General features: G+C 40.2%; 28 protein-coding genes, 2 tRNA genes and 1 pseudogene. 19 read left to right on the top strand and 12 right to left on the bottom strand.

What is annotated here, in order from left to right; genetic code table 11:
* Positions 1 to 47: 47 nt before the first annotated feature.
* The 3 genes from PIECOFPK_RS11140 (at position 48) to PIECOFPK_RS11130 (ending at position 1,822) form a co-directional block, all read left to right on the top strand.
* Positions 48 to 629 (top strand): Crp/Fnr family transcriptional regulator, encoded by a 582-nt coding sequence (locus PIECOFPK_RS11140; protein WP_116876868.1) that lies wholly within the window; start codon positions 48 to 50, stop codon positions 627 to 629.
* A gap of 87 nt (positions 630 to 716) precedes the next feature.
* A complete protein-coding gene (locus PIECOFPK_RS11135; protein WP_409965892.1) occupies positions 717 to 1,349 on the top strand; it encodes a hypothetical protein in 633 nt (210 codons plus the stop codon).
* Between the two features lie 5 nt (positions 1,350 to 1,354).
* Positions 1,355 to 1,822, top strand: a complete 468-nt coding sequence (locus PIECOFPK_RS11130; RefSeq protein WP_330975140.1) for a hypothetical protein — start codon at positions 1,355 to 1,357, stop codon at positions 1,820 to 1,822.
* Here the strand turns inward: PIECOFPK_RS11130 and PIECOFPK_RS11125 are convergent.
* The 3 genes from PIECOFPK_RS11125 to PIECOFPK_RS11115 all read right to left on the bottom strand — a co-directional run bounded on the left by PIECOFPK_RS11125 (position 1,751) and on the right by PIECOFPK_RS11115 (position 4,524).
* Positions 1,751 to 2,434, bottom strand: a complete 684-nt coding sequence (locus tag PIECOFPK_RS11125; protein ID WP_409965891.1) for a transposase — start codon at positions 2,432 to 2,434, stop codon at positions 1,751 to 1,753. The two genes, PIECOFPK_RS11130 and PIECOFPK_RS11125, sit on opposite strands and share 72 nt — an antisense overlap.
* A 268-nt stretch (positions 2,435 to 2,702) precedes the next feature.
* Complete coding sequence (rsmG, locus tag PIECOFPK_RS11120) at positions 2,703 to 3,338, bottom strand: 16S rRNA (guanine(527)-N(7))-methyltransferase RsmG (RefSeq protein ID WP_409965890.1); 636 nt, start codon at positions 3,336 to 3,338, stop codon at positions 2,703 to 2,705.
* A gap of 64 nt (positions 3,339 to 3,402) precedes the next feature.
* Positions 3,403 to 4,524 carry a glycosyltransferase gene (locus PIECOFPK_RS11115; protein ID WP_409965889.1) on the bottom strand — a complete coding sequence of 374 codons (1,122 nt, stop codon included), beginning with the start codon at positions 4,522 to 4,524 and terminating at the stop codon, positions 3,403 to 3,405.
* Positions 4,525 to 4,564: 40 nt separating this feature from the next.
* Between PIECOFPK_RS11115 and tgt the strand changes: the two genes are divergently transcribed.
* The 7 genes from tgt to PIECOFPK_RS11080 all read left to right on the top strand — a co-directional run bounded on the left by tgt (position 4,565) and on the right by PIECOFPK_RS11080 (position 9,849).
* Complete coding sequence (tgt, locus tag PIECOFPK_RS11110; RefSeq protein ID WP_330975144.1) at positions 4,565 to 5,704, top strand: tRNA guanosine(34) transglycosylase Tgt; 1,140 nt, start codon at positions 4,565 to 4,567, stop codon at positions 5,702 to 5,704.
* 124 nt (positions 5,705 to 5,828) lie between these two features.
* The gene (locus tag PIECOFPK_RS11105) at positions 5,829 to 6,932 is read left to right on the top strand and encodes an LptF/LptG family permease (RefSeq protein ID WP_330975145.1); all 1,104 of its coding nucleotides are present in this window, start codon (positions 5,829 to 5,831) and stop codon (positions 6,930 to 6,932) included.
* A 177-nt stretch (positions 6,933 to 7,109) separates the two neighbouring features.
* Positions 7,110 to 8,435, top strand: a complete 1,326-nt coding sequence (locus tag PIECOFPK_RS11100) for a citrate (Si)-synthase, eukaryotic (RefSeq protein WP_330975146.1) — start codon at positions 7,110 to 7,112, stop codon at positions 8,433 to 8,435.
* Between the two features lie 116 nt (positions 8,436 to 8,551).
* The gene (locus tag PIECOFPK_RS11095) at positions 8,552 to 8,842 is read left to right on the top strand and encodes a YtxH domain-containing protein (RefSeq protein ID WP_330975147.1); all 291 of its coding nucleotides are present in this window, start codon (positions 8,552 to 8,554) and stop codon (positions 8,840 to 8,842) included.
* Between the two features lie 106 nt (positions 8,843 to 8,948).
* Complete coding sequence (locus PIECOFPK_RS11090; RefSeq protein WP_330975148.1) at positions 8,949 to 9,290, top strand: phage holin family protein; 342 nt, start codon at positions 8,949 to 8,951, stop codon at positions 9,288 to 9,290.
* On the top strand, positions 9,283 to 9,690 hold the full coding sequence (locus PIECOFPK_RS11085; protein WP_330975149.1) for a hypothetical protein: 408 nt from the start codon (positions 9,283 to 9,285) through the stop codon (positions 9,688 to 9,690). The genes PIECOFPK_RS11090 and PIECOFPK_RS11085 overlap by 8 nt, the downstream gene beginning before the upstream one ends.
* An 85-nt stretch (positions 9,691 to 9,775) precedes the next feature.
* Positions 9,776 to 9,849: transfer RNA gene (locus PIECOFPK_RS11080), tRNA-Ala, on the top strand.
* 173 nt (positions 9,850 to 10,022) lie between these two features.
* Here the strand turns inward: PIECOFPK_RS11080 and PIECOFPK_RS11075 are convergent.
* The 6 genes from PIECOFPK_RS11075 to PIECOFPK_RS11050 all read right to left on the bottom strand — a co-directional run bounded on the left by PIECOFPK_RS11075 (position 10,023) and on the right by PIECOFPK_RS11050 (position 13,934).
* A tRNA-Arg gene (locus PIECOFPK_RS11075) sits at positions 10,023 to 10,096 on the bottom strand.
* Between the two features lie 85 nt (positions 10,097 to 10,181).
* Positions 10,182 to 10,985, bottom strand: coding sequence for an orotidine-5'-phosphate decarboxylase (gene pyrF, locus PIECOFPK_RS11070; protein WP_409965888.1), 804 nt, complete (start codon positions 10,983 to 10,985; stop codon positions 10,182 to 10,184).
* Positions 10,986 to 11,014: 29 nt separating this feature from the next.
* Positions 11,015 to 12,451 carry an L-serine ammonia-lyase gene (locus PIECOFPK_RS11065; RefSeq protein ID WP_409965887.1) on the bottom strand — a complete coding sequence of 479 codons (1,437 nt, stop codon included), beginning with the start codon at positions 12,449 to 12,451 and terminating at the stop codon, positions 11,015 to 11,017.
* Between the two features lie 112 nt (positions 12,452 to 12,563).
* The gene (locus PIECOFPK_RS11060) at positions 12,564 to 13,025 is read right to left on the bottom strand and encodes an FKBP-type peptidyl-prolyl cis-trans isomerase (protein ID WP_330975152.1); all 462 of its coding nucleotides are present in this window, start codon (positions 13,023 to 13,025) and stop codon (positions 12,564 to 12,566) included.
* Positions 13,026 to 13,029: 4 nt separating this feature from the next.
* Positions 13,030 to 13,584, bottom strand: a complete 555-nt coding sequence (locus PIECOFPK_RS11055) for a hypothetical protein (RefSeq protein ID WP_330975153.1) — start codon at positions 13,582 to 13,584, stop codon at positions 13,030 to 13,032.
* Positions 13,585 to 13,604: 20 nt separating this feature from the next.
* Positions 13,605 to 13,934: a hypothetical protein gene (locus tag PIECOFPK_RS11050; protein WP_409965886.1), complete on the bottom strand. Its 330-nt coding sequence runs from the start codon at positions 13,932 to 13,934 to the stop codon at positions 13,605 to 13,607.
* 329 nt (positions 13,935 to 14,263) lie between these two features.
* Here PIECOFPK_RS11050 and PIECOFPK_RS11045 point away from each other — a divergent pair, with 329 nt between their 5' ends.
* A complete protein-coding gene (locus tag PIECOFPK_RS11045; protein ID WP_330975155.1) occupies positions 14,264 to 15,130 on the top strand; it encodes a hypothetical protein in 867 nt (288 codons plus the stop codon).
* 69 nt (positions 15,131 to 15,199) lie between these two features.
* On the top strand, positions 15,200 to 15,745 hold the full coding sequence (locus tag PIECOFPK_RS11040) for a DUF4468 domain-containing protein (protein ID WP_409965885.1): 546 nt from the start codon (positions 15,200 to 15,202) through the stop codon (positions 15,743 to 15,745).
* Between the two features lie 263 nt (positions 15,746 to 16,008).
* On the opposite strand, the gene PIECOFPK_RS11035 is transcribed toward PIECOFPK_RS11040, so the two are convergent.
* Positions 16,009 to 17,460 carry a S41 family peptidase gene (locus tag PIECOFPK_RS11035; RefSeq protein WP_409965884.1) on the bottom strand — a complete coding sequence of 484 codons (1,452 nt, stop codon included), beginning with the start codon at positions 17,458 to 17,460 and terminating at the stop codon, positions 16,009 to 16,011.
* A gap of 163 nt (positions 17,461 to 17,623) precedes the next feature.
* Between PIECOFPK_RS11035 and PIECOFPK_RS11030 the strand changes: the two are divergent.
* The 7 genes and pseudogenes from PIECOFPK_RS11030 to PIECOFPK_RS11000 form a co-directional block, all read left to right on the top strand.
* Positions 17,624 to 18,856: pseudogene (locus PIECOFPK_RS11030) on the top strand (malic enzyme-like NAD(P)-binding protein); the annotation flags it as partial.
* Positions 18,836 to 19,933, top strand: coding sequence for a phosphate acyltransferase (locus PIECOFPK_RS11025; RefSeq protein ID WP_409966820.1), 1,098 nt, complete (start codon positions 18,836 to 18,838; stop codon positions 19,931 to 19,933). The pseudogene PIECOFPK_RS11030 and the gene PIECOFPK_RS11025, both read left to right, overlap by 21 nt.
* A gap of 34 nt (positions 19,934 to 19,967) precedes the next feature.
* Positions 19,968 to 20,705, top strand: coding sequence for an MlaE family ABC transporter permease (locus tag PIECOFPK_RS11020; RefSeq protein WP_330975158.1), 738 nt, complete (start codon positions 19,968 to 19,970; stop codon positions 20,703 to 20,705).
* A 26-nt stretch (positions 20,706 to 20,731) separates the two neighbouring features.
* Positions 20,732 to 21,592, top strand: coding sequence for an ABC transporter ATP-binding protein (locus PIECOFPK_RS11015; RefSeq protein WP_330975159.1), 861 nt, complete (start codon positions 20,732 to 20,734; stop codon positions 21,590 to 21,592).
* 103 nt (positions 21,593 to 21,695) lie between these two features.
* The gene (sucD, locus tag PIECOFPK_RS11010) at positions 21,696 to 22,571 is read left to right on the top strand and encodes a succinate--CoA ligase subunit alpha (RefSeq protein ID WP_330975160.1); all 876 of its coding nucleotides are present in this window, start codon (positions 21,696 to 21,698) and stop codon (positions 22,569 to 22,571) included.
* A 254-nt stretch (positions 22,572 to 22,825) separates the two neighbouring features.
* Positions 22,826 to 23,383, top strand: coding sequence for a YMGG-like glycine zipper-containing protein (locus PIECOFPK_RS11005; protein ID WP_409965883.1), 558 nt, complete (start codon positions 22,826 to 22,828; stop codon positions 23,381 to 23,383).
* Between the two features lie 96 nt (positions 23,384 to 23,479).
* Positions 23,480 to 24,064, top strand: coding sequence for a DUF6799 domain-containing protein (locus tag PIECOFPK_RS11000; protein ID WP_330975162.1), 585 nt, complete (start codon positions 23,480 to 23,482; stop codon positions 24,062 to 24,064).
* An 80-nt stretch (positions 24,065 to 24,144) separates the two neighbouring features.
* Here the strand turns inward: PIECOFPK_RS11000 and PIECOFPK_RS10995 are convergent, their stop codons facing one another.
* Both PIECOFPK_RS10995 and PIECOFPK_RS10990 read right to left on the bottom strand, forming a co-directional pair.
* Entirely contained in the window at positions 24,145 to 24,621 is a 477-nt protein-coding gene (locus PIECOFPK_RS10995) for a thioredoxin family protein (RefSeq protein WP_330975163.1), read from the bottom strand.
* 8 nt (positions 24,622 to 24,629) lie between these two features.
* Entirely contained in the window at positions 24,630 to 26,921 is a 2,292-nt protein-coding gene (locus tag PIECOFPK_RS10990) for a TonB-dependent receptor (RefSeq protein WP_409965882.1), read from the bottom strand.
* Positions 26,922 to 26,998: the final 77 nt, after the last annotated feature.

Below are 26,998 nucleotides of genomic sequence, written 5' to 3'. Positions count from 1 at the left end.
ATAGGCAACCTTAGACGACACCCCCACAGACCAACGAACACAGGACAATGAGCGACTTTAAAATATTTAAAAATTGGCTGACACAAGTTTCCTTTCTGACAGAAAAGGACTGTTCGCTTTTTGAACCCTTTTTAAAGACAAAACAACTTAAAGCGAAAGACTACTTTTTGACCGAAGGAAAAATTTGTCACGAAATCGGCTTTATCAATCAAGGCTGTTTCAGAACTTATTACCTTGCAGACGGAAAGGAAATCAACACGCATTTTGCATTTGAAAATGAATTTGTAACGGACTATGACAGCTTTTTACAAAGTAAACCCAGCCGCTACTTCATTCAGGCATTGGAAGACGCTGAAATTGTAACATTCAATTTATCCGCTTTACAAAATGCCTACAACCAATCGCAAAATTGGGAACGCTTTGGCAGAATGATAGCCGAACAATCTTACAAGCTGACAACCCAACGTGTTGAGAGCTTTTTGTTTTTAGACGGAGAGCAACGTTACCTTGACTTACTTGAAAACCAACCTCACATTCTTGACAGAATACCGTTATATCATATTGCTTCCTACTTAGGTCTTGAACGGGAAAGCTTGAGCCGACTACGGAAAAAAATTGCTTACAAGTAGCGATTGTAACATTTGTCAATTTCTTCTTTATTCACCTTTGAGACTTTTGCAGTGTAAAATTTAATGTTTCACTAAAAAAGTTTCAGAATGAAAAAGATAATTTTTTCCGCTACTGCAATTGCTTTTATGATTTTGGCGAGTTGCAGCACTTCAAAACAAGTAATCGTTCCACTTAACCGTTCCGTTGAGTTGGACGACACCTACACAATTATTTGGAACGGTGTCAGCAAAGCATACCGATACGAAAACGGACAATGGTTGCGAGCAGAAAGTTATGATTACCAATTTGACGTTGTTCAAAAACGCTACGACAATCATTGGAAATCCGTTAAATCATTGCACCGTATTCACCCCGACTATGACGGCAAAGCGGGTGACAGAGACCAGACAATGTATTTTGAAGTTGCTTACCAAAATCTGATTGACGGAAAAGTGCAAGCAACTATCAATTCATCGCTTGGCAACGGAACGGGAACAACAGACGCAGAATTTCGTAAATCCGTTTTGATAATGTATGTTCCAAATGCAAGTAAGTTTATGCCGTATAACAAGTTTAGAATTACGCAAAACTACAACTACGAAGAAGGTGTGCTGACCGAAACTGTTGAACTCATCAAAGAAAAAGACGGCAAAGAAATTCCGTTTATGAAGAACGAAGAAACCGCTTTGATTTTTATTAAAAGTAAATTGGACAAAGCACCAACAACCTTTAAACACTAACAGCTATGACAAACGAAGCAAGAAAAATAAGCGGTTACATTTTGCTTTCCGTTCCGACAATCATTTACGGTGGGTATTTTTTGCTCACCGTTTTAAGCGGACAACAGGAACATTTGCAATTAACGGACTTCCAAAAATCAATGTTCCGTGCAGGACACGCCCACGCAGGTGTTTTGGTCATTCTTGCGTTAGTTGCTCAACTCTTCGCAGACCACGCTTCTTTGTCCAATCGTTGGAAATGGTTTGCCCGACTTTCATTCCCGATTTCAGCCATTACAATTAGCTTAGGCTTCTTTGCGGCAGCTATCGGCAGACAAATTACCGAACCGACAGGACTAATTTTCATTTTGTATGTTGGTATTGCAATACTGACTTTTGGACTTTTGACATTGGGAATTGGACTAATCCGACAGAAGAAAAAACTTGGGACGGATTTCTTCTCCATCTTCATCTATTTGAAGTGTTTTGCGTGATCCTGGCATATCCTTATATGCTTCTTGTTTCCAAACGTGATGTTGTTCGACTTCCTTCTGCTTTTGCGGGGTAACTTGATAGTCCGAGTGCGTGTTGAGTTCTTCTGTATAAGTCTTCGCATCGGCTATGATTTCTTTTTCCACCAAACTATCCATACTTGCATTGGCTTTGATAAAAGCGCTATCCACACATTGGCGCTTGCCGCGTACCATGCCTTTGTGGATACACATTTTCAATACTTCTTGAAACAAATTCAAGAATACTTCTTCGCCATAGAGTTGACGCGTTCTGCTTATCGTGCTGTGCCATGGCAGTTCTTCGTCTAAGTCATATCCTAAAAACAAACGAATACTCAAACTGTCTGCGCAATAACAGAGCAATGCTCTGTCGCTATTGATATTATTCAAATAACCAACCAGCAGTATCTTAAAAAACACAACAGGATCTATACTTTCTTGTCCTTCTTTGCCATAAAATGCAGAAGTGGCTTTGTATAAAAAATGAAGATTTAGTTCTTTTTGGAGTATTCTATAAAAATTATCTTGAGGAACCAGTAGCTCTAAGCTGGTCTGATAAAACAATTGAGGTGAAAAATGTTTACGTCCTTGCATAATCATAACTATACAAAAACCATGCTACACATACTAGTTTTTATCAATATCTTACATTATTTTTGAGTTGTGCAACAGGCACATCAGCTTGGTGAAATGCGGGGTTAATTGCTAAATTGAAATTCTACTTCCCTATCCGCATATGGCTGGTCGCTTTTGTTTTTTAGTAAATTTACAAAAAGGCTGACAGCTTGGGATTCGTTCGGTTCTGAATTGAACTTTTGCTCAATTCAAGTCCGCACTTCGCCAATTGGCGGCCTGTAGGTGCTTACTTGGGCACATACAGGATGTATTTTTCTTCAAAATAAGGTTCAGGAAAAAGGTCTATAATAGAGGTGATATAAGGCCGGGTACCGCTCTGTTGTATTTCCAGCGCCAAATCTCCACCTTTTAAACAAATAAGGCCAGGAGCAGGGGTATCCTCACTACGTTGAGCATTGTTTTTGCTAATAATGGGTTTGCTCCATCGCCACAAATCTTTAAGTGGAGCTACCGCTCGCGACACTACATAATCGAATTTTTTATCCTTTATGGCCTCTACTCTGGTATGCTGGGTGGTTATATTTTTCAGGCCGATAGCGTTGGCTACTGCCTCAACTACTTTCAGTTTTTTGGCAATGCTGTCTACCATATGAAACTGTACCTCGGGGAAAAATATAGCCAGAGGAATCCCGGGGAATCCCCCTCCACAGCCCAAATCCAACACGGTATTGCCTGCATCGAAGTTATAGGCAGCAGCAATGCTTAAAGAATGAAGAACATGCCTTTCATACAAACTACCAATGTCTTTGCGACTGATAACGTTAATTTTTTCATTCCAGTCTTTGTACAAAGCATCCAAGGCCTCCAGCTGCTTTAGCTGAGTATCGGTAAAATCAGCGAAGTATTTTAAAATAATCTCCATGAAAAGCAAAAGTATTAATATCAAGTGGATATCGGTAGCATTATGCTGTTGGCATTTTTATGTTTTACCAAGTCTTTTTTTCTTTTTTCCAGAGTGTAGGAGCGAAAAAGAGGTAGTAAAAGAACATCCATACATCCATCAGTAAAATCCAACCCTGCAAATCTATTTCATTCAGTTTTTTCATGGCTTTAGAAAAGATAAAATATTGTACGGCCGATTTTACAATCAATATGCCTAATGCTACTTGCCAGTTATAAAGTAGCGCCGTGGCAATAAGTAACGGATAGAATAAAAAATGCGATAGACTATATAGTCCCAATAACAACTTATGCTTGAATTTGTAATACTTTGAAGTGCTATAATGCCTGGTCTTTTGATGGCGCCATTCTTTCCATTTTTTCTTGGGAACACTGATAGTGTGGGCCTGGGGTTCAATCATAATAGCTGTATTGCGACGCGTGGCGGCTTTACTTATAAATAAATCATCGTCGCCGCCGGGTATATAATTAATACTTGCAAACCCTTTATGTTTATTAAATAAAGTTTTTTTATAGCTTAGATTTCGGCCTACACCCATGTAGGGAACGCCGGCCAATGCATATGAAAGATATTGCAATGCGGAGTGAAAGGTTTCCCAACGGATGATTTTATTGAGCAGTCCCGGATGTTTTTCATAAGCGCCATAACCCAGTACAATTTCAATTTCGGATTTGTAATAAGCGCTTTGCATGTGAGCTGCCCATAATGGAGATGCGGGCACACAATCGGCATCGGTAAGCAATAAATGCTCGTTTCGGGCCTCGCGAATGCCAATGGATAGCGGATATTTTTTACCCACGCTTTCTTTGTGTTGTTTTTCAAGATTAATAACCCGTAATCTGGAATAATTGCGCGACAGCCATTGCATCACATGTTTGGTGTTATCTTCCGAATTATCGTTTACCACCAGTACTTCGTATTCATTGGTGTATTGCTGTTGCAAAAGGTGGGGTATGTTTTTCTCCAGATTATATTGTTCGTTTCTGGCACAAACTATTATTGAGTAGGGAGCAGGGGGGGGAGCAGCTTCAGAAGTAGGAGTTTTGTAAAAAGCTAAGCGGGCAAAGAAAAAAAGGTAATAAAAGATCAGACAAAAACTGAAAAATGCTAATAATAGAAAAATTATATAAGCAGTAGAAAATAGCATACAAGCAAATATATAATCTAACTGTTTACTTTTGCCACAAATGGCAAGATTAAGTTTTCAAGTACAGCATACGGATAGCACTACGTCGGCCAGAGCCGGCGTTATAACCACGGATCACGGTCAGATCGAAACCCCAATATTTATGCCGGTAGGTACGGTGGGTAGTGTAAAGGCCGTTGCGCAGCAACAATTGCTGAATGACGTGAAGGCCCAAATTATCTTAGGCAATACTTACCACTTGTATTTAAGACCCGGTACAGATGTTTTGGAGCAAGCAGGAGGTTTGCACCGATTTAATCATTGGGAGCGGCCTATTTTAACGGATAGTGGTGGGTATCAGGTATTTTCTTTGGCTGGAACCCGAAAAATTAAAGAAGAAGGTGTGACTTTTCAGTCACATATTGATGGGAGTAAACATTTGTTTACGCCTGAGAGGGTGATGGATATACAACGCAGTATTGGCGGAGACATCATCATGGCATTTGATGAATGTCCCCCTGGAGGAAGTGAATATGGTTATGCCCGTAAGAGCATGGAGCTTACTCATCGTTGGCTAGACAGATGTGTAGCCCAATTCAACGCCACGCCTGATAAGTATGGTTATACGCAAAATCTATTCCCCATAGTACAGGGGGCCACCTATAAGGATTTGCGTAAGCAATCTTGTGAATATATTGCCTCCAAGGATGCTCCAGGGAACGCTATTGGGGGACTGAGTGTGGGAGAGCCCGAGCCGGTAATGTACGAAATTTGTGACTGGTGCTGTCAGTTATTACCTAAGGATAAACCCCGTTATCTGATGGGGGTTGGTACACCATGGAATATACTGGAGTGTATCGGAATGGGCGTGGATATGTTCGACTGTGTAATGCCCACGCGTAACGGGCGGAACGCCATGCTTTTTACCACTCAAGGTGTCATCAATATTGATAATAAGAAATGGGAGTACGACTTTTCTCCCATCGATGAAGAGTTGCCCTGCGAGATGAGCCGTTATTACAGTAAAGCCTACCTGAGACATCTATTTAAAGCAGGCGAAATACTGGCACTAACCATCGCAAGTGTACACAATCTATGTTTTTATTTGTGGCTGGTAGGTGAGGCCCGTAAGCATATTATTGCAGGCGACTATGCTACCTGGAAAAATGAAATGATTATTAAGCTAAAAACAAGGTTATAGATGGCGTTGAGGGGTAGCGAATCAGACGGAAAGCTATGTCAAAGACTAAAAATTATATAAATCCATTATAAAGCATAAAATCCGTCATTACAAGTGTCGGATTTCATATATTTTTGGCAGCTGAATGAAGAAGTTAGACTGGTTTATATTAAAACGTCTGCTGGTCACGTTTGTGTTCTGCATGTTGCTGTTTACCGTTATCGCGGTAGCGGTAGATAGTAGTGAGAAGACGGACGATTTTGTAAAAACGGGTCTCAGTAACTGGGAAATATTTACACAATACTATGTAGGATTTATTCCCTATATCTGGAGTTTATTATTCCCGCTTTTCGTTTTTATAGCTGTTATATTCTTTACCAGTAAAATGGCGATGCGTAGTGAGGTTATCGCCATTCTTGCAAGTGGTATTTCTTTCAATCGGTTTCTACGTCCTTATATTATTGGGGGCGTATTTCTAGCGCTTATTCTTTTTGTAGGACGTTTTTATTTTATACCGAAAGCCAATGTACTCTATACTACTTTCATGCAGGAAAAGCTGGATAAGAACAATCCCTTGAAAAACCGTCAGGAAACGAGTTGTTACAACTGTTTCTTTAAGCGGATTGACAGTACAGCCTACATGGGTGTGAAAAACTACAATGCCCAAACACGAACCAGCGGCACCTTTTTTATGAACCGCGTGCGAAATGGAAAAGTAGTGTATAACCTGCGTGCAGAGTCTATACGATGGGATACTACCGGTGGCAAGGGCAAATGGATTGGGAAGAATGTAGTAGAACGGTATGTGGACAGTCTCGGAGAAAGGGAAAAGCGGTATACTGAAAAAACAATCCAACTCAGCATTTTGCCCACCGAGCTGGTACGGGATGAGTATCTAAAAGACAAACTCACAACACCTCAGTTGGTAAAGTATATCGAAAAAGAAGAGCTGAGAGGTACGGAGGGGTTGAACTCCTTGAAAGTGGAGAGATACAAGCGTACGGCTACACCGATCACTGTACTATTGCTTACCTTTATAGGTGCCGTGGTGGCCAGCCGAAAAACACGCGGCGGAAGTGGATTGCACTTGGCATTAGGAATTGTAATTGCTGCTGCATTTATCATTGCCGACCAGTTTTCTACTGTATTTTCTGTTAAAGGAAATTTTCCGCCCTTAGTGGCCGCCTGGCTGCCCAATATAATCTTCTTTTTTGTGTCTTTAAAGCTATATAGAGATACCCCTAAATAAGCCTAACTTAGGTAAAGGCAGATACGATATAAAAGGGGATATTTTATCATAGTTTTTACATCTTGCGTAAACGTTTGCGCGGTTTTCTTGTTAAATAAATTATTATATAATTTGTTGAACCATTTGTCATTAATTATCTTTAGGGCGAACGCTTACCGTATAAAATAATAATGTGTTATGGAAATGCTGAAACAAAAGTTTAAAGCACAGGCTGATAAGCTGGGCGAGGAAATAAAACAAATACTGAAAGAGCATGGTGATACCGTTATCGGTGAAATAAAACTGTCTCAGATATACCAGGGAATGCGGGGCATGATCGCATTGATTAGTGAAACTTCTTTACTAGATGCGCAGGATGGAATACGATTTAGAAGGCATACCATAGACGAATTAAGACAAAAACTTCCCAAAGCTAAGGAAGGCGGGGAGCCATTACCCGAAGCCTTATTTTATCTGATGCTGGTAGGAGAAATTCCTACTAAGGAGGAAGTGGATACGCTGAGTGCTATTTTGCAGCGCCGTAGTCACGTGCCTATGTATGTTTATGAAACCATGAAAGCATTGCCTACCGAGACGCATCCCATGACCATGTTTGTGGTAGGTATTATGGCTTTGCAGGCCGAGAGTGTATTTGCAAAAAGATATGCAGCCGGCATGAGTAAAAAGGATTACTGGGAAGCCACTTTTGAAGACACGTTAGACTTGATTGCTCGCATCCCGCATATTGCTGCTTATGTATATCGTAGAAAATACAAGGAAGGTAAAATATTACATCCCGATGGCTTATTAGATTGGGCTGGAAACTTTGCCCACATGCTGGGATACGATGATGAAGAGTTCAAAGAATTAATGCGCCTATACATGGTTATCCATGCCGATCATGAAGGCGGAAATGTTTCAGCACACACTACACACCTCGTAGGATCTGCCCTCAGCGATCCTTACCTCAGCTATGCTGCCGGTATGAATGGTTTGGCAGGGCCGTTACATGGCCTAGCTAATCAGGAAGTGATAAAATGGATTTTTGAGATGCAGCGAGAGTTGAAAACCGAATCGCCCACATCAGAACAAATCAAACAATACGTAGAAAAAACCCTTGCCGAGGGTAAGGTCGTACCGGGTTATGGCCATGCTGTACTTAGAAAAACCGATCCTCGCTTCATTGCTCAGATGGAGTTTGGTAAAAAGCACATGCCTGATGATCCGCTGGTAAATACGGTATGGCGTATTTATGAAACCGTGCCGCCCATCCTACAATCATTAGGTAAAGTAAAAAATCCATGGCCAAATGTAGATGCACATAGTGGTGCTCTTTTAGTGCATTATGGATTGGTAGAGTATGAATACTATACTGTGCTCTTTGCTGTAAGCCGTGCCTTGGGCGTACTATCCAGCCTATGTTGGGATAGAGCGCTGGGTATGCCTATCGAACGACCCAAGTCGGTTACTACAGCAGCGGTGAAGCGTTGGCTAAACAAAGAAGTAGAAAATCTAGGTGATTAAAAGTTTTTAAGAGGCTTTTAAGATATTTTGTATCAAATATTTACATAAAAGTTTTTTTGGTACGATTTTTAGGCTTCATTATAGAAAACTATTACTTCATTCTAAAATGAACTATTATGAAAAACAGGGATAAAATTTTGCTGGGCATCGTAGGGGCTGCACTTGCCGGGGTAGCCATTGGTTTATTATATTATACCGAAGAAGGCAAAAAGGCTAGGAGAAAAATTAAAAATACCGCGTCAGAATGGGCAGATTCTCTAGGTAGCCTGTATGAGTCGGGCAAAGAAAGTCTTGCAGACTTGTCCCAAAAAGCCATCACTAAGGCAAAATCTGGTCTTAATAAAGCTAAGGAGAAAGCCGGAGAGTTTACAGGCCAAGCAGATGAATTTGCAAATAAACTGGGCTAATTAAATAGCTCGGAAAGGTTGTCAGTAGCATCAATCATGGCAAATGGGCTTATGATCTGTTGTACGGACAGCCTTTTTTGTTTAATGATCTATAAAAACCAGTCCTATGTTTGAAATAAAAGATAAGGTAGAAGACATTGCCAGCAATGTAGAGGAAATAGCCAAAACTTACTATCGGCTTTCCGTTATACGAATTGCAGATAAAGGGAGTAGCTTGGCTGCCTCACTGCTGATTACATTTTTCGTAGCTGCTTTATTATTTTTCGCAATGTTTTTTGTATGCATGGGTGTAAGTTGGTGGATAGGACAAAAATTAGGTAATCCAACACTAGGATTTTTTATAGTAGCCGGAGGGCTTTTTGTATTGCTACTGCTTGTATTATTGTTGACGAAAAAATTGCTGCACCCATTTATCAGAAACGTCATAATAAAAGCTATTTATGGGTAAACCAGACATTAATAATTATGAAGAGTTGTTGCAGGAAAAGGAACGATTAAAAGTCCGCCTGCAAATGAGCAAAGCTAAAATTGGAGCCTCTTTTAATGCGTTAAAAGATGAGTTGAATCCGTTTGCTGCCATTGGGGGTATTGCCCGCAACACTTTGAAGGGAAATACCACTAATCCGCTTGTGAAATTCGGTATTAAAAGATCGGTGGAATTTTTTATAGGCAAAGTATTGTTGAAACGTGCCGGATGGTTACCTAGACTGGTAGTGCCTTTTGTAGTGCGAGAAGCTACCACAAGAATGGTTGGCCGCAAAATAGATAAGAAATTGGCCGCTCTGTTAAGAAAAGCCGCCGCCTCTATTCGTGAGACAGAAATTCCATCTTCCATAACAAAAAAATAGAGAGCTGCTGAATTTTTTTGTTGGATAAATTGTTCGATTCCTTTAATTTCGCTCACCGTTTAAAGAGACGGCTTTAGCTCTTTATGGGGGATTAGCTCAGCTGGCTAGAGCGCTTGCATGGCATGCAAGAGGTCGTCGGTTCGACTCCGATATCCTCCACATTTCATAGATGAAACAGGTGAATGAATTGTAAGTCTCAGTTCCTTCACCTGTTTTTTTTATGGATAAATTTTTTGTATTGACCTAAATAAAAGTTGGATAGGAGTGAAATGCATGGAAAGAGAAGAGATATAAAATAAAAGCCGCTTATCGAAGCGGCTTGGAAAATTTTGTGATCCGGATTGGATTCGAACCAATGACCTACTGCTTAGAAGGCAGTTGCTCTATCCAGCTGAGCTACCGGACCAACCGAATGAATAACTCTTTAGTTTCATTCGTTACTTTCCATAAATGGAAAGTGTTACAGAGGCGCAAATATAGAGAATTTGAAACTATTTCAAATATTTGTGCATCTCTTTTTGATAATTTATTGCCTTATTTCGGGCGGCAACAGCAAAATTTTCGTCAGATCCGGCATAAATAATATCTCTACTTACATTTACCAGTAGTCCACAGCTTGCATTCATAGCTTTCTCAGAAATCTCCTGAAGGCTTCCGCCTTGTGCGCCTACACCGGGAACCAGCAAAAAATGATCAGGGATGAGTTTTCTGATATTGATAAAGGAATCGGATTGTGTGGCACCTACTACAAACATCAAATTTTCGGGCGTACCCCATTGCGAAACGGTTTTCAATACTTTTTCGTATAGGAGTTCATCTCCGCAAGACTGCAGTTCAAAATCGGCTGCACCTTTATTAGAGGTTAACCCTAATACTATAGCCCATTTCCCTTCGTATTTCAGAAAGGGCTGTACACTGTCGCTTCCCATGTAAGGAGCTACAGTAACCGCATCGAAAGGTAGATTTTCAAAAAAAGCTTTCGCATACTGATCGGATGTATTACCAATGTCGCCGCGTTTGGCATCGGCAATTTTAAAATGTTCATTACCGATATAATGCACCGTTTTTTCCAGCGCTTGCCAACCCCTTACTCCATATGCTTCATAAAATGCAGTGTTGATTTTATACGATACACACAAATCGCGTGTAGCATCGATAATGGCTTTATTAAATTCAAATATTGCGTCGGGATGATTTCTTAAATGAGCAGGAATTTTATTGATATCCGTATCTAATCCTACACACAAATAAGATCTTTTTGTTTGAATCTGCTGAAGAAGTTCGTTTCTTGTCATTATTAAAATTCGTTTTTGAATTGCGAATATCAGCATTCCGGATGGCTTATGGGAACGTTTACGGCAAGCCCTCCGTCAGCTGTTTCCTTGTATTTAAAGTTCATGTCTTTTGCGGTCTCCCACATGGTTTTGATAACATCATCCAGCGATACACGTGCAAAGTCGGGAGTGCTTTGCAAGGCCAGCTGACTGGCGGTAATGGCTTTTATTGCTCCCATGGTATTGCGCTCAATACAGGGGACCTGTACCAAACCACGTACAGGATCGCAGGTCATTCCTAGATGATGTTCCATCGCAATTTCCGCAGCCATTAAAGCCTGTTTTTGGGTGCCACCCAATGCTTCGGTAAGCGCGGCTGCAGCCATGGATGAGGATACGCCTATCTCGGCTTGGCAACCTCCCATAGCGGCAGAAATGGTAGCTTCCTTTTTAAAGATACTTCCGATTTCCGCAGCAGTCATCAGAAAGTGCATAACCTTATCTTCTTCCGGAATTGTATTGTCCTGATGGCAGAAGATAATGTAATAGTGTAAAACAGCAGGGATGACGCCGGCTGATCCATTGGTAGGAGCAGTGACTACGCGGCCAAAGGAAGCATTTTCCTCATTTACGGCAAGTGCAAAACAACTTACCCAGTCCAGTGTGTATTGAAAATGATTGCCACCTTTGCGAATATTTTGTACCCATTCATCGTAATTGTTATACACGGCTCCCTGAAGCAATCTCTTATTTAGGTCGGCAGCCCGTCTACGCACATTCAAGCCTCCCGGCAACACGCCGCTAGTATGGCATCCGCGGTAGACACAGTCCTTCATTACCTGCCATATTTTAAGAATGTCTGTACGAATAGTTTCTTCAGTGCGCCATGCTTGCTCGTTTTCATAAACGATTTCATGAATGGCTAGTCCGGTTTTGATGCACCACTTCAAAAGGTCTTCTGCATCATTAATAGGGAAAGGAGGTGTAGTTTTTTTAGCGGAAATTACTTCTCCTTTCTTTTTGACGAAGCCGCCTCCGATGGAGTAATAGGTTTCGGTTATGGTGTTCCCATTTTCAAGTGTGGCAGTAAAACGCAATCCATTGGAATGATACGGCAGTGTCTCCTGATACAAGAAAACAATATCTTCCGTTGGATTAAATTGTATGCGGTGCGTTCCGTGTAATATCAATTGCTTTTGATCGGCGATATGTTGAATGGTAGCAGTGATTTGTGCTACATCAAAAGTTACCGGGTCAAATCCTGAAAGCCCCAGTTGTACAGCAATATCTGTTCCGTGACCAATACCTGTTTTAGCCAGCGAGCCATATAAGAAAATCTGTACACGTAGCACCTGCTGCAGCGGAGCCTGTAATTCTAATTCTTCCACAAACCTTTCAGCTGCACGCCAAGGACCCAGTGTGTGAGAACTAGACGGTCCTACGCCAATCTTCAACATGTCGAATACCGATATAGGCTCGTAATGCATAAGTGTGGTTTCTGCGGCAAATTTAAGCGAAAGCCCTGCAGTTCTTAAGCTTTAAAATAAAAAAGCCCGAAATTCATCGGGCTTTAAAAACAAATGTAATGCAGTCCTATATTTATTCCACTTCTAATAGCTCGATCGAGAAGTATAAAGGTTTGTTATGAAAGGCCGGATAGTAAGGATGGCAATCATAGGCCAGAGAAGAGGGGATAATCACTTTCATTTTCCCTCCTTCTTTGAGTAAAGGCACAATGGTTGTCCAGCCAGGGATTACTTGTGAAAGATTGAAAGACACACCGTCAGTACTTTCATCAAACTTTTGGCCATTTAAAAATCTTCCTTCATACTTCGCTTTTACAGTACTTGAACTGGTAGGCTGCGCTCCGGTTCCGGGTTCAATAATTTCATAAAGAATACCGGATTCATGCTGTTGGTAGTTGATGGAATTGTCCTCGGCATATTTTTTCATGGCCGGTAACTCTTCTTCCACCGATTTTGAAACACAGGGTTTCTCCTTTTTAGAACAGCTTCCGATAATGGCCGCAGTTAGGACCAATAACATTAAATATCTTCTCATATTCTTATGGGGTTACTGTTCCTTGGTCTACACCTGTTAAAGTAAAATCATAAATCAATTGTGCATGTGCTGGAAGAGTGTTACCGTTTTGCAGTTTTTGGTCTCTACAATCGGCTCCTATGCGGGAAGGAACAATAACCTTCATTACGCCTCCTTTTCCTACTCTCTTGAGGAAGTAATATTCAAGTGTAGGGGTGGAGTTTGTGGACTTAAAGTCTGCAGGGGTGAGTTTGCCTCCTGTTTGAGGATTTAAATACAAGCTATCTGATGTAAATATTGTAGATCCATTCATCAGTTTTATAGTGTATTTAAAAGCTATCTTGGCATCGTCACTAGGAATTTGTCCATCGCCCATACTCACTATGCCGGTGTACATGTTAAAGTCAGTGTTGAAAGACATATAATGCAGCTCTTGGACATCGATGAATGAATCGATAATATGTCTATCTTGTTCTAGTGTGTAAGGCGTACATGGAGGTACATCATTACTTTTAAAGCAGGCGGCAAGAGTTATCGCCGACATGATTGCAATCGCAGGTGTCCAAATCGCTTTTTTCATCAAAATGTTTTTTTAAATGATTAAAGGTTTATTTTTCTATTTATTAATTCTTGATAATAAGCTTCGTTACGATCCCATTTATGGGAAGACGAGAATATCACGGTAAATGCAACAATTATTATTCCAGCAATTAATAAAATTACTAATAAAGAAGGATCGGCATTGGCCACCATGCTAGCCCGTTTATACCATCCGCTGAAAAAGTTTAGTAAAATGGCTACAAACAGAATAAGTCCTGAAGGGAGCCCCCATAGCATTGCTTTCAATAACTTCTTCTTTTTCAGTCGATTCTGTTCCCAGTATTTGATAAACTGTTCTTCTTCTTTCGTATATATGGTTTTCGAGTCCATGTAAGTTCAAAGTTATAAACTTATTTGATTGAATATTTTAAATAAAATATCTTCATATTTAATATATATTCTTCTGCATTATCTGATTTTGGCATCACGCAAAAAATCTATTATATTGCGATATCGTCATTATCAATTATTTAAGAGATAAGTCGAGCCCTTTGCCAATGTTAACGGTAGAATATTCCGTATTTCTGCCGTTTTCAAATAGTCTGTAGGTGTAATAGGACATGATAATATGAGGTAATGTTATTACTTACAGCTCTTCATCTGTTAATCGAAAACCGTCCAAGAGGAAAAATTCTAAGTGGACATAAATAATTATAAGGATGAGACTTGCTCCGTTGCTAATTAAGTACTTAACCGAGAATAAAACTTTGCGCTTGCCCGGTTTGGGAATTTTCCATGCTGATAGTACCTATGATCCTGATGTCGATTATAGCAAGAAAGGCACTTCTTTGCTAAATATTAGTTTTGAACAGGCAACCGTTACTGCTTTTGATAGCGAGCTAATCGATTTTATTTCTCAGCAAACAGGTAAAATGCGCGTTTTGGCTGAATCGGATTTAGCTTCAGAGTTGGATGCTATTATTACTTTTCTGAATACAGGTAAGCCTTATTATATAGAAGGTATCGGGACAATCACCAAACGACTCGATGGAACTTTTGAATTCCATCAGGCAAAACATCAACATAATGAGAGGAAAAAAAATATCCCTATTACCGAGCGCCATTATATTCCGCAGGCATACATTGACGAGACAAGAAAACCCAGAAATAAAAAACCAGCTATAGTTATTGTCATATTGTGTCTATTAGCGGTAGCTGCTACGGTATGGTTTTATCTAAAATCAACTGAAGAAAGCCGCAGTAATTTGGAAGAAGCATCTTTTAATGGAAAGAATACTGGGGATGAGGTAGTGACGATTCTGCCATCACAGGATTCGCTCGTACAATCTTCAACACCTGCTGTTGCAACTTCGCAAGGGTACAGATTTATCTTGGAAGTTGCACAAGAGCCACGCGCATCTAAGCGATACAATCAATTGAAGAGTCTTAATTGGCCGGTCAATATTGAAACAAAAGATTCGGTGAATTATAAATTGTATATAGAGTACCAGGATACCCATATTGATACTACACGAATTAAAGATTCGCTCAGTGTATTATCTGGAAAGAAAGTGTGGATTGAATAATTTTCTTTGTTGACAACAATTATAAAAACACATACAATGAAAAACACATTATTCGCATCAATCTTAATTTTGATCTCAACAACAGCATTTGGCTTTACTGTCAAAGAAAATGAAATTTTAATTCCTTTTGACTCTACTTCGAACAGCTATGCCTACATCGGTGTAGTAGAATTTGACTCATCAGCCAATTATCTTTATCAAAAATCAAAACAGTGGTTGATAGATAAATACTTGAATAACAATTTTGACTTAGACAATCCAAAAGAAAAATTAATTAAAAAAGGTTCTTTCGACATTGTGTCGACTATGAATGCGGGAATGGGTGTGAAATTCCCTTACAATTATACAGTGAATTTCAGTATAGTATTGGAGTTTAAGGATGGGAGATATAAATACACATTATCCAACATTAAACTCAGTCAAAATGCCGAAGGAACGACTACTGAGCAATCTATAGAAAACTTTATTCTAAGTAGTGACGAGATGGGACTGGGAAAGAGAAAAATGGAAAAATTTATTGTACAGACGTGTAATCTGATTCATGAAGAATTCACACAGTTCATTAAGGAGATGAATTCAGCAATTCAATCTAATAACAATAAAAATGATTGGTAAAAAAATAAATACTGTTGTCAACATTGTATAAGCGTAAGCGGGCTTTACGTCTAAAAATGAACATCCTACAATCAATGTACTTTACGGTAAATTGAAAGTATGTTCTTCGAAAACCCGCCTACGCTTATACTTGCCGTTGTTTCAATAGTGCTGCTCTTTGAGAGTAGTATCTAATAAAATAGTGCTATTCATAACTGGAGTATACAAAAAGAGGCTTCCTACACCGAGGAAGCCTCTGGCATTATATGCTGTTTTCAACATTGTCAGAATTTATTCTCGATATACAATCCCGGCACTTTGGGCCTTGGCTCTATTTGTTTCAACTCTACCAGTTTGTCTCCCACAACAGAGCGTCCTATAGTAGCGTTTGAGGAAAGGGTAGTGGGGTAGCTTCCATTTATAATATAGCTCAGTGCATTATATAAACAGGGCTCATATGTATCTCCCCAATCGTACTGCACGCCATCGGGTGACACTTTGTTGGGTGCGAAGCCTGTGTGTGGCACCGCTGCTCCCTCAGAGTTTACAGTGCGAAATGATACCGGATATAGCGCAACCTTTTCTAATAAATTTACCGGAAAGAAGCCTACAGACTTGCCTCGGGTACTATCTCCTATAAGCTGCACATCCATCACGGGTTTCAGATTATTAATCAGTAACTCACTTGCTGAAGCTGAATTGTTAGAGACGATAAAGAATACTCTATTTAAGTTAATGCTTCCCTCTTTTCGAAACGGAAGCTTATTGGCCTCTTTGGAGAAATAGCCTCGGTCTAACTGGACCCAAGGAAATTTGGCTTTGTTTCGTAGTAGAATAAACCTATCTTCTTGTAGTAATGAGTTGAACTCATAGTAATACATGGTTTTGCCATTGGCACTGTAGGGTGCAATAAGATTGGCAAGCAAATCTTGTGTAGCGGTAGACCCACCCAGATTATTGCGCAGATCCACCACCAGTTCGTCGATACCTTGATTTTGGAAAAAATCAAATACGTTTACCAGTTCTATTCGTGATACTTCATTAAAAAATTGATTGAATACAAAGTATCCTATCCTTTTACCAGAAGTGTGAGTGTATATACGCGCAAATAATACAGAATTAGCCTGGAATGTGGTTTTGTTAACTGTAAATGTCGTATCGGGTAGCCCGAGTCTACCAAAAGTGATTTCGGCTGTAGTGGCACTGCCAAAAAGCAAATCATTCAGCTTTGCTACACTCGCGTTATCATAACCTAAGGTTACGCCGTTTAGCTTTTCGATATACCATCCTCTTCTAACACCTTTTTGGCCTGCATCGGATGCTGCATAAACGTAAGTGATAAACCATTTAATATCGTTAGCATTGGCATATCCGGCCTTGACAAAGAACCCCCAGTCCTCTCCATTGCCGGTTTGTCCCTGCTCAGAATCTTCTATGGTAGTAGCGTAGCTGAAAAGGTCGCTTACCTCTCGAGCTTTGATAGCGTCCATCACGTTTTGCGCTGTCTGAAGTTCATCAGTACCTAAAAACTTTCGTGGATTAAACGTATTGTATTCTCCCAGTTTATCATTCCATAAATAAATTTCTCTAGCATACAAGAAGGTGGAATCGGCAATCAACTCTCTGTCTGAATTTGCGGGAGGGGTTTTATATACCTGGTATGTATTGGATACGGTGTCTTTTTTACAGGCAGTAAATAAGGTGATCAGGGTTAGGACAAAGAGCAAATTTTTCATACTAGGGATGTTTTTTCACGAAAAAATGAATTGCTTTTATTTTTGTTCTTATATTCATAAAAATCTTATACAAATATTGCTATTTTGTTGCATATTCAGAAATTAATCTATACCGGCATTTATTGAATTTGCTTTACTTTTCGCCCATTTTAATAGAAGATTTATGTCAAAAAATAATCTCAGAAAAGAATTAGCCCTGGAATACCACGCTAACGGAAGGCCGGGAAAAATAGAAGTAATCCCTACCAAGAAAGCCAAGACACAGAGAGATTTATCACTCGCCTATTCTCCAGGAGTAGCGATACCCTGTCTGGAGATTGCCGCGGATAAGGAAAATGTATATAAATACACTGCGAAAGGAAACCTTGTGGCTGTTATCAGCAATGGTACAGCTGTATTAGGGTTAGGCGATATCGGCCCCGAAGCCGGAAAACCAGTAATGGAAGGCAAGGGGGTGCTGTTTAAAATTTTTGCCGATATCGATGTATTCGATATTGAAATTAATGAAAAGGACCCTGAAAAATTTGTTGAAATCGTTCAGGCTCTTGAACCCACCTTCGGAGGTATCAATCTTGAAGATATTAAAGCGCCGGGATGTTTTTACATAGAGCGTGAGCTGAAGAAACGCTTGAAAATTCCGGTGATGCATGATGATCAGCATGGTACAGCTATTATTAGTGCCGCTGCTTTGCTCAATGCACTAGAACTGCAGAAGAAAAAAATCGAGAAGGTAAAGTTTGTAGTAAATGGTGCCGGTGCTGCGGCCATGGCCTGTGTGCTACTGTATCAGCAAATGGGAGCCAAGCCTGAGAACTTTATAATGTTCGATAGTAAGGGTGCTTTGCATAAAGGGCGCACAGACTTGGACGAAATCAAAGCACCGTTTGCTACCGCTAAAAAAGATATTTCGCTGGCCGAAGCCATGAAAGGAGCTGATGTGTTTATCGGACTAAGCACCGGTAATGTGCTAACCAAGGCTATGGTAAAAAGCATGGCAAAAAATCCTATCGTGTTTGCTATGGCAAATCCCGATCCCGAAATATCCTGGGAGGATGCAACCACTGCTCGCAAGGATGTGATTATGGCTACCGGGCGCAGCGATTATCCCAATCAGGTAAATAATGTATTGGGCTTCCCTTATATCTTCAGAGGAGCATTAGACGTAAGAGCTACACAAATAAATACCGAAATGCAACTAGCTGCTGTAAAAGCGCTAGCTGAACTGGCTAAAACACCTGTTCCTGATATCGTAAACCTAGCTTATAATCAGAAAAACCTGCATTTCGGTCCGGACTATATCATTCCCAAACCTCTTGATCCCCGACTGTTATCGACCGTAGCACCTGCAGTAGCCAAGGCCGCCATAAAAAGTGGAGTGGCTAGAAAAACGATCGAAAATTGGGATCAGTATGCACAAGAACTCAACAAGCGTCTGGGACTCGATAATCATGTATTGCGTGTACTGGGTGCTAAAGCCCGTAGCAATCCCAAACGTATTGTATTTGCGGAAGGAGAGAACCTGAATATCCTAAAAGCAGCACAGATTGTATTGGATGAAGGAATAGGCTATCCCACTTTATTAGGAAATAAAAAACAGATTGAACAGATCGCTATTGAGAATAAGATCGACTTATCAGGTATTCCCATTATTGACCCGCGCAGTGAAGAAGTGGCTGCCCGCAGAGCAGAGTATGTAAAAATATTCTATGAAAAAAGAGCACGTAAAGGCTATACCTTTAACGAAGCTGCTAAGCTAATGCAAGACCGCAACCATTTCGGTTGTATGATGGTGGAGATGTGCGATGCGGATTGTATGATATCCGGACAAACCAAAAGATACTCCGACGCTATCCGTCCTGCATTGCAGATTATCGGTACAGAGGAGGGGGTAAAGAAGGTAGCAGGAATGTATCTGATTATGACGGCTCGCGGTCCTCTGTTTCTAGCCGATACTACTGTTAATATTAATCCTACAGCAGAAGAGCTGGCAGAAATAGTATTACTTACTGCCCGAGAAGTGGCAGCGTTTAATATCACACCGCGCATTGCCATGCTCAGTTACTCCAATTTCGGAAGTAGCAATACTCCGGAAGCCAAATTAGTAGCTGAAGCCAGAAGATTGGTGAAGGAAAAATACCCCTCGCTGGTAGTAGATGGTGAGATGCAGGCCAATGTGGCATTAAATAACGAACTGTTAAAAGAAATGTATCCATTCAGCGAATTGGTTGGAAAAGAGGTAAACACGTTAATCTTCCCTAACTTAGCGTCCGGCAATATCGCCTATAATATTCTAAAGGCGATTAGTTCTACCGATGCTATCGGACCCATTCTGCTGGGGCTGAAGAAGCCTGTGCATCTGTTGCAATTGGGCAGTACCGTAAACAGTATCGTAAATATGGCTCTGATTGCTGTTATCGATGCGCAGCTGAAATGTGAGTCCAAGCAATCCGGAAAGAAGAAAAAAGCCAAATAGGTATATTCGATTAACTACAAAATACATTTTATAGTTGAGGATATTAAAGGAATTCGGACAGTATCTCGGTATGTTTCGCGGCATGTTTCGTATGCCCGAGAATAAAGCCATGTATTGGAAGCAGTTCATGCTTCAGTGTAATGATATAGGGGTGGGGTCATTGGGAATCATCAGCATCATATCCGTATTCATCGGCGCTGTATCCACCGTACAGACAGCCTATCAGCTGGTATCGCCCATTATACCAAAATCTACTATTGCTCAGGTAGTAAGAGATACTGTGATACTGGAATTCGCTCCTACGTTGAGCTGCATTGTACTTGCCGGTGTAGTGGGTAGTAAAATTGCCAGTGAGTTGGGAAATATGCGGGTAACAGAGCAGATTGATGCGTTGGAGATTATGGGTATTAATACTAAAGCTTATCTAATACTACCCAAAATTTTGGCCGGAGTCCTCACGATCCCATTGCTGATTGTAATTGCTATGATACTGGGAATATGGGGTGGGCGTTTGGCCGGTTCTATGGCAGGTATTATAGACCCCGCCATTTATGATAACGGTTTGCGGATGGATTTTAACGGCTACAATGTGTTTTTCTCACTTACTAAAAGTTTCGTTTTTGCTTTTATTATTACCAGCGTACCGTCGTTTTACGGGTATAATGTAAGAGGCGGTGCTTTGGAAATAGGACACTCCAGTACCCGTGCCGTTGTGGTATCCTGCGTATTGTTACTGCTGGCAGACTACGTTTTATCAGCTTTATTGTTATAAGTTATTGCATCTTCAAATACAGTCCGATGATCGAAATAAAAAATCTTAAGAAGAGTTTTGGGGATAAGGTAGTACTGAAAGATGTCAGTGCTGTAATGGAACCCGGAAAATGTAATCTGATAATCGGATCGAGTGGGAGCGGTAAGACGGTGCTGATGAAATGTATTGTGGGATTGATGCAACCTACAGAAGGAGAGGTATTATACGACGGTAAAAACTACCTAACTATGTCTCTCGAAGAGAAGAAAGCTATCCGTAAAGAAATCGGCATGTTGTTTCAAGGATCAGCTTTATTTGATAGCCAGACAGTGGAGCAAAATGTCATTTTCCCGTTGGATATGTTTACCAACGATAAATATTCCGTTAAGAGGGCGCGCGTAAAGGAAGTATTAGATAGGGTAAATCTGGCGGAAGATGCCTATAAAAAATTCCCCTCGGAAATAAGCGGAGGTATGCAGAAACGTGTAGCACTCGCTAGAGCTATTGTACTGAATCCGAAATATCTTTTCTGCGATGAGCCTAACTCAGGTCTGGATCCCCAAACTTCAATTGTTATTGATAAGCTGATACAGGAGATCACTCAGGAATATAATACCACCACCATTATGAATACCCATGACATGAATAGTGTGATGGAAATAGGAGATCATATCGTGTATATGCATAAAGGGGAGAAAGAGTGGGAGGGAACCAATAAGGAAATTATTTATAGTGATAACGAGAAATTGAATGAGTTTATTTTTGCGTCGGAGTTTTTGCGTGATGCTAAAAATATGCGTACCATCCAGGAAACCGGTACCATACCTAAGGATGTAAGTGATGATGTAAAGGAAGCTTTGGAAGAAAAATTTAAGACAGATATGGATGGAGATGGTAAAATAGGATAAAAACTAGTATTCAAAACATTCGTTTTTACTCATAAAATATTAAAAAATACCCGGATAGCGTTTTGCTTTCCTTACTTTTGTAACCAATCAGAAAAAATATACAATGGCAGTTTTAGTAAATAAAGATTCAAAAGTTTTGGTGCAGGGTTTCACCGGTACAGAAGGCACGTTTCACGCAACGCAAATGATTGAATATGGTACCAATGTGGTGGGAGGTGTCACTCCTGGTAAAGGAGGAACTACTCATTTAGACCGTCCGGTGTTTAATACAGTAGCAGAATGTGTAAAAGCTACAGGTGCAAATGTTAGCATCATCTTTGTACCACCGGCTTTTGCTGCGGATGCCATTATGGAAGCTGCTGATGCAGGTGTAGAGCTGGTAGTATGTATAACAGAAGGCATTCCTGTACAGGATATGGTAAAAGTGAAAAACTATCTACAGGGTACTTCAACCAGATTAGTGGGACCTAACTGTCCGGGTGTTATAACAGCTGGCGAATGTAAAGTGGGTATTATGCCCGGTTTCGTTTTTGTGCCAGGACGCATCGGAATTGTGAGTAAATCTGGTACGCTTACCTATGAAGCGGCAGATCAGGTTGCTAAAGCTGGATTAGGTATCAGCACTGCAATTGGTATCGGTGGGGATCCTATTATTGGTACTCCCACTAAAGAAGCTGTAGAGTTATTAATGAATGATCCCGAAACTGATGCTATCGTAATGATTGGCGAAATCGGTGGCGGAATGGAAGCTGAAGCAGCTAGATGGATTAAAGAAACCGGGAATAAAAAACCTGTGGTGGGTTTCATCGCCGGACAAACGGCTCCTCCCGGACGTAGAATGGGGCATGCCGGTGCTATTGTAGGGGGGGCCGATGATACTGCTGCTGCAAAAATGAAAATTATGGCTGAATGTGGTATTCATGTAGTGAGTAGTCCAGCAGATATCGGAAAAACCATTGCTGAAGTTTTAAAGAAATAATGAAATAATCCTCACAATACAGGTATCATATTTTTATCAATAGGCTGTCCTCAAGACAGCCTTTGTTTTTTGAATATGTAAAGAAAAAGGTTCATCTCCAATCTTATTATTATCTCTTATTTAATTAATACATCTTACTTGTAGTGAGCAATTTATCGAATTAAGTTTTTTTTAAGACATTGACGCAACGCTTTTGGCATGTTTTTTTATCTATATACCCGTAATCGTGTTTAGGTAATTCAAAAATTGATTGTATGAGTATGTATAAGTGTAAATTATTGTCATTGTTTTTGGTAGTGGCTATTGTGATGGCCGCATGTACTAGTCGTAAAAAAGATCAGAATGCTGAACAGCAGGTTCAAGTGGAAGATACACTAGGACTGGCGGAATATCAACGATGGAAAATGGAAAATGAATTACGTGCAGAAATAGAAGATGAACAGAATGCTAATGCTGCGGCGTTACAGAATAGCAGCTCTACTTCAAAAAGTAAAAGTACTAGTTCTCGTAGCAACTCCACCTATAATAGCAGCGGCACTAGCAGTAGTGGAAGCAGTGCTCCTACTTATTCAGATGCCTCAGGTTCCGAAGCGTCTTCAGGAACTGCTACTGCTCCACAGCAACAGAAAAAAGGTATGAGCCATACTGCTAAAGGGGCCATAGTAGGGGCAGCATCCGGAGCTGTAATAGGTGCTATAGCGAATAAAAAAGACCGTGTGGGTGGAGGTGTAGTAGGTGGCGTAGTAGGTGCAGCCACTGGAGCCGGAGTAGGGGTGATTGTGGATAAAAAGGAAAAGAAAAAAAATCAATAAAATAAACAACATTTCCGATAAGTAAAGAGCGGGTTTACCGCTCTTATTTTTTAAATTTATATTATAAAAATTATTAAATAACTAAACCTTAAAAACATGAAACAAGTTCTAGCATTATTATTTGTTGCGGGTATGATTACAGCCTGTAATGATTCCGCAAACAATACAACTGAATCTAACGATACTGTTGTCATTGTGGAAGAAACTCCCGTAACTTTCAGTGAAGGAGATATTTCTAACAGAGATGGAAAAATTGTTGTTTATACCAATGGTGAATGGGTAGTTGTGGAGAAAGATATCACCTTGGACAATGGATGGGTGGTAAAACCTAATGGCGAAGTGGTAAATGCTGAGGGAGATCGTATAGTATTGGAAGAAGGACATCGCGTTTCTAAAGCCGGTGCTTTCTTTGATAAAGCAGGTGCCGCTGTTGAAAATGCTTGGGATGCTACCAAACAAGGTGTAAGCAATGCTGCTGAAGCCACCGGTGATGCCGTTAAAAAAGGCGCAGAAGCCACTAAAGATGGCTTGCACAAAGCTGCTGAGGCTACCAAAAGTGGAGTAGAAAAAGCTGCGGAAGCTACAAAAGAAAAAGCACAAGATGTGGGTCAGGCTATTAAGAAGGGAGCCGAGAAAGTAGGCGACAAGGCTAGAGAAATTAAAGAGGATCTGAAAAAATAATCCTCAGAGATAGTTATATATTCCTATGAGGTATGAATTTATATTCATGCCTCATTTTTGTTATATCATGGTGTGCTTATTTATTGCTTTGCTGAGAATTGGTTTAAGACAGTTTTTAATTCCTTCGCATTTAGATAACCGCTATAGCGCCATACAGGTTTGTACGCTTTATCTAACAATACAAGGGTGGGAAAGGATAGTACTCCGTTAATAACACCCAGTTTGATTGCGAGCTCATGAATGCCTGTTTGAATGCCTGTTGGTTGAAACGAAAATTTAGTGCCCGCAAATGCGATATCTCTTTTTTCTTCAGCATTGAATGGGAGGAAATAAAAATACTGATGCAGTATTTCTGAAACGGCTTTATTTTTTAAGCTTGTATATTGCAAGTGTTTACAATGATTGCACCAGTCGGTATAAATGAATATTAAAATAGGTTTTGGTTCTGTTTTTTGGAGGCTGTCTATGTCTTCAAATGTATAGGATTTTAATTGTGCCTTTAATACTATCGGCATCAAGAGGGCTATTATTACAATGAATGGAAGCAGCCTGTTCATATTTTCTTTTATAGTTTGAATCGAATTCCTACAAATACGCGCAAGCCCTGATTAGGGGCATATACATAAGTGGGGTCGAAGGTTAAGGCATAAGGATTGTCAGGTGTAGGGACTACTTTACCTTGTTCATCAAAAACTACATTTTTGTCAAAAGGGTCATTCGTTCTTGCAATGATAAATGGATTTCCCTTATTGGGAGTCCAGTTCAAGAAATTTTTGATTCCTGCATAAACTTCCCATTGGTGCCATCCGTTATAAGTAAACTGAATGTTTTGAATGCTCCACCAAGGCGATTCAGGTTTGCGAGGGTCTAATTCACTAAGCAAAGGCAAACGCATAGGGCTATAAACATTGCCAGTATAATCTATTGTAAGGAATAGGGGTTTGAGCTGGTAGGATATAGCCCATGTACCTGTAAAATTTTCAGTGAGCATTTGTCGTGTAGTAATGTTGTTTTCGGTAATCGTGTTAGACATAAGTGTGAGGCCTGTTATAAATTTTAACCCATTGCGTAGAGTGATATCGCTATTTAAGCTGGCACCTTTGCTTATTGCATGGCCGCTTAGATTATCGTATATAATTTTATTGGCATCGCTTTCATAATCCGGGATAATTTTATTAGTGAAGTAGGTATAAAATGCAGTGGCATCTAAACCAATAATACCTCCTGCAGGTAAATAGATTTTTTTACTATAGTTGAGATTGACATTGTAGGACCTCTCAGGCTTCAAATGATTGAGAATAACAACATCCCTCGCTCCAGTTAGTGCAGCATGATCTTCAGTGAAAAGGTTTACCACACGAAAACCAGTGCCTGCATTAAATCTTAGAGCATTATTGTCATTTATAGACCATTTGTAAGCCAGCCTTGGAGTGAAAATAGAACCATGTATATTATTATAATCATAGCGCAATCCCAGCAGCCATTTATGGTTAGGAGTCATATAAATTTCATCTTGTATAAATATACCCGGTAGCCACATTTTTTCAGGATTGTTAGTAGCGTCGTAATGCTTTGTTGCAGGTGTATTATCATCATAATAAGTGTAGCGAAGCGTAGCCCCCGCCAGCAAATCATGGCTTTTTAGTGTTTTATCCCAGGTTAATTGTCCGTATGCAATCTTTTGATTTGCAATATAGGAGGTAGTACCGTATCGGCTATCTTGATTATGGCTGATGAATGAGAATGCGAATAAAAGTTTTTCCTTTATTGGAAGCTCATAACTGCCCAGCAACTCTGCGCGGCTGGTATAAATGCTTTCCCCATAAATTTCGTCTCCTCCGCGGAAGGATTTGTTCCATCGTATGTCGCCGCCCCAGCGGTCTTCATAAAGGTATCGGCCTGCTACACTTAGCAATCGGCTTTGTTTACGTGTAAAATTCCATTTTTGAAATACGGATATTCTGTTTTGGAGGGTGACGTCCGTAAAATTGTCTTGGTTCTTATCTATTCGGTTCTGATAGTTAAAATAATTGACTCCAGTCAGTATGGTGGCATTGGAACCCACATTGGTTTTAAAGCTTAGATCAGTATTGTATTCCCCCCAAGATGTTGCAAATACATCGGCAAATATATGAGGTGCATTGTGGGGCTTCTTTGTGATAATATTGATGAGTCCTCCCACTGCTTCACTTCCGTAGAGGGAAGAGGCCGGACCTTTAATAACTTCAATTCTTTCAACTAATGAACTAGGAATTCCCGATAGTCCATAAACCGTACCTAAAGCACTTACGATAGGCATGCCGTCTATCAATACCATGGTGTAGGGCCCCTCAAGCCCATTGATGTGAATGTCGCCGGTATTACAAATGTTACAATTGAGTTGAGGCCTTACTCCATTTACCAGCTGTAAGGCATCGAAAATACTGGGTGTTGGGTTTTTTTTGAAATAAGCAGCATGGTATACTTCTACTGCTACGGGGCTTTCTAACCGACTCACTGCTTTCATAGTGCCGGATATCACTACATCTTGTAAAGTGGTGGTATCGCGCAAAGGCTCCAATTCTATGTTTAAAAAGAGGGGTTGTTGTGTTTCCAGATGGATTTCTTTTTCATATCTGCTATAATTCAGATGCGTGGCAATGAGTTTGTATCTCCCTGCCGGAATATTTTCAAGCTTGTAATAGCCGCTGCTGTCTGATACTGTTCCTATCGTCGTTTTATCAAGATGAATGTTGACCGAGGGCATCGGTATGCCATCTGCTGTTATTTTCCCTTTTAGGATAGTTGTTTGGGCTTGTAATGCCTGTGTTAAGGCCATAAATAGGATGCCATTAAATAAACTTTTGGAAAGCTTCATCAAAATATATTTATAGTTTCATGTGCGAAACTATAAATATTAGGTCAGTCTAACAAATAAATAAGGGCAGTATTATT

Source organism: Chitinophagaceae bacterium C216 (assembly GCA_028485475.2).
Classification (GTDB): domain Bacteria; phylum Bacteroidota; class Bacteroidia; order Chitinophagales; family Chitinophagaceae; genus Niabella; species Niabella composti.
This window is presented reverse-complemented; position numbering and strand designations above follow the sequence as displayed.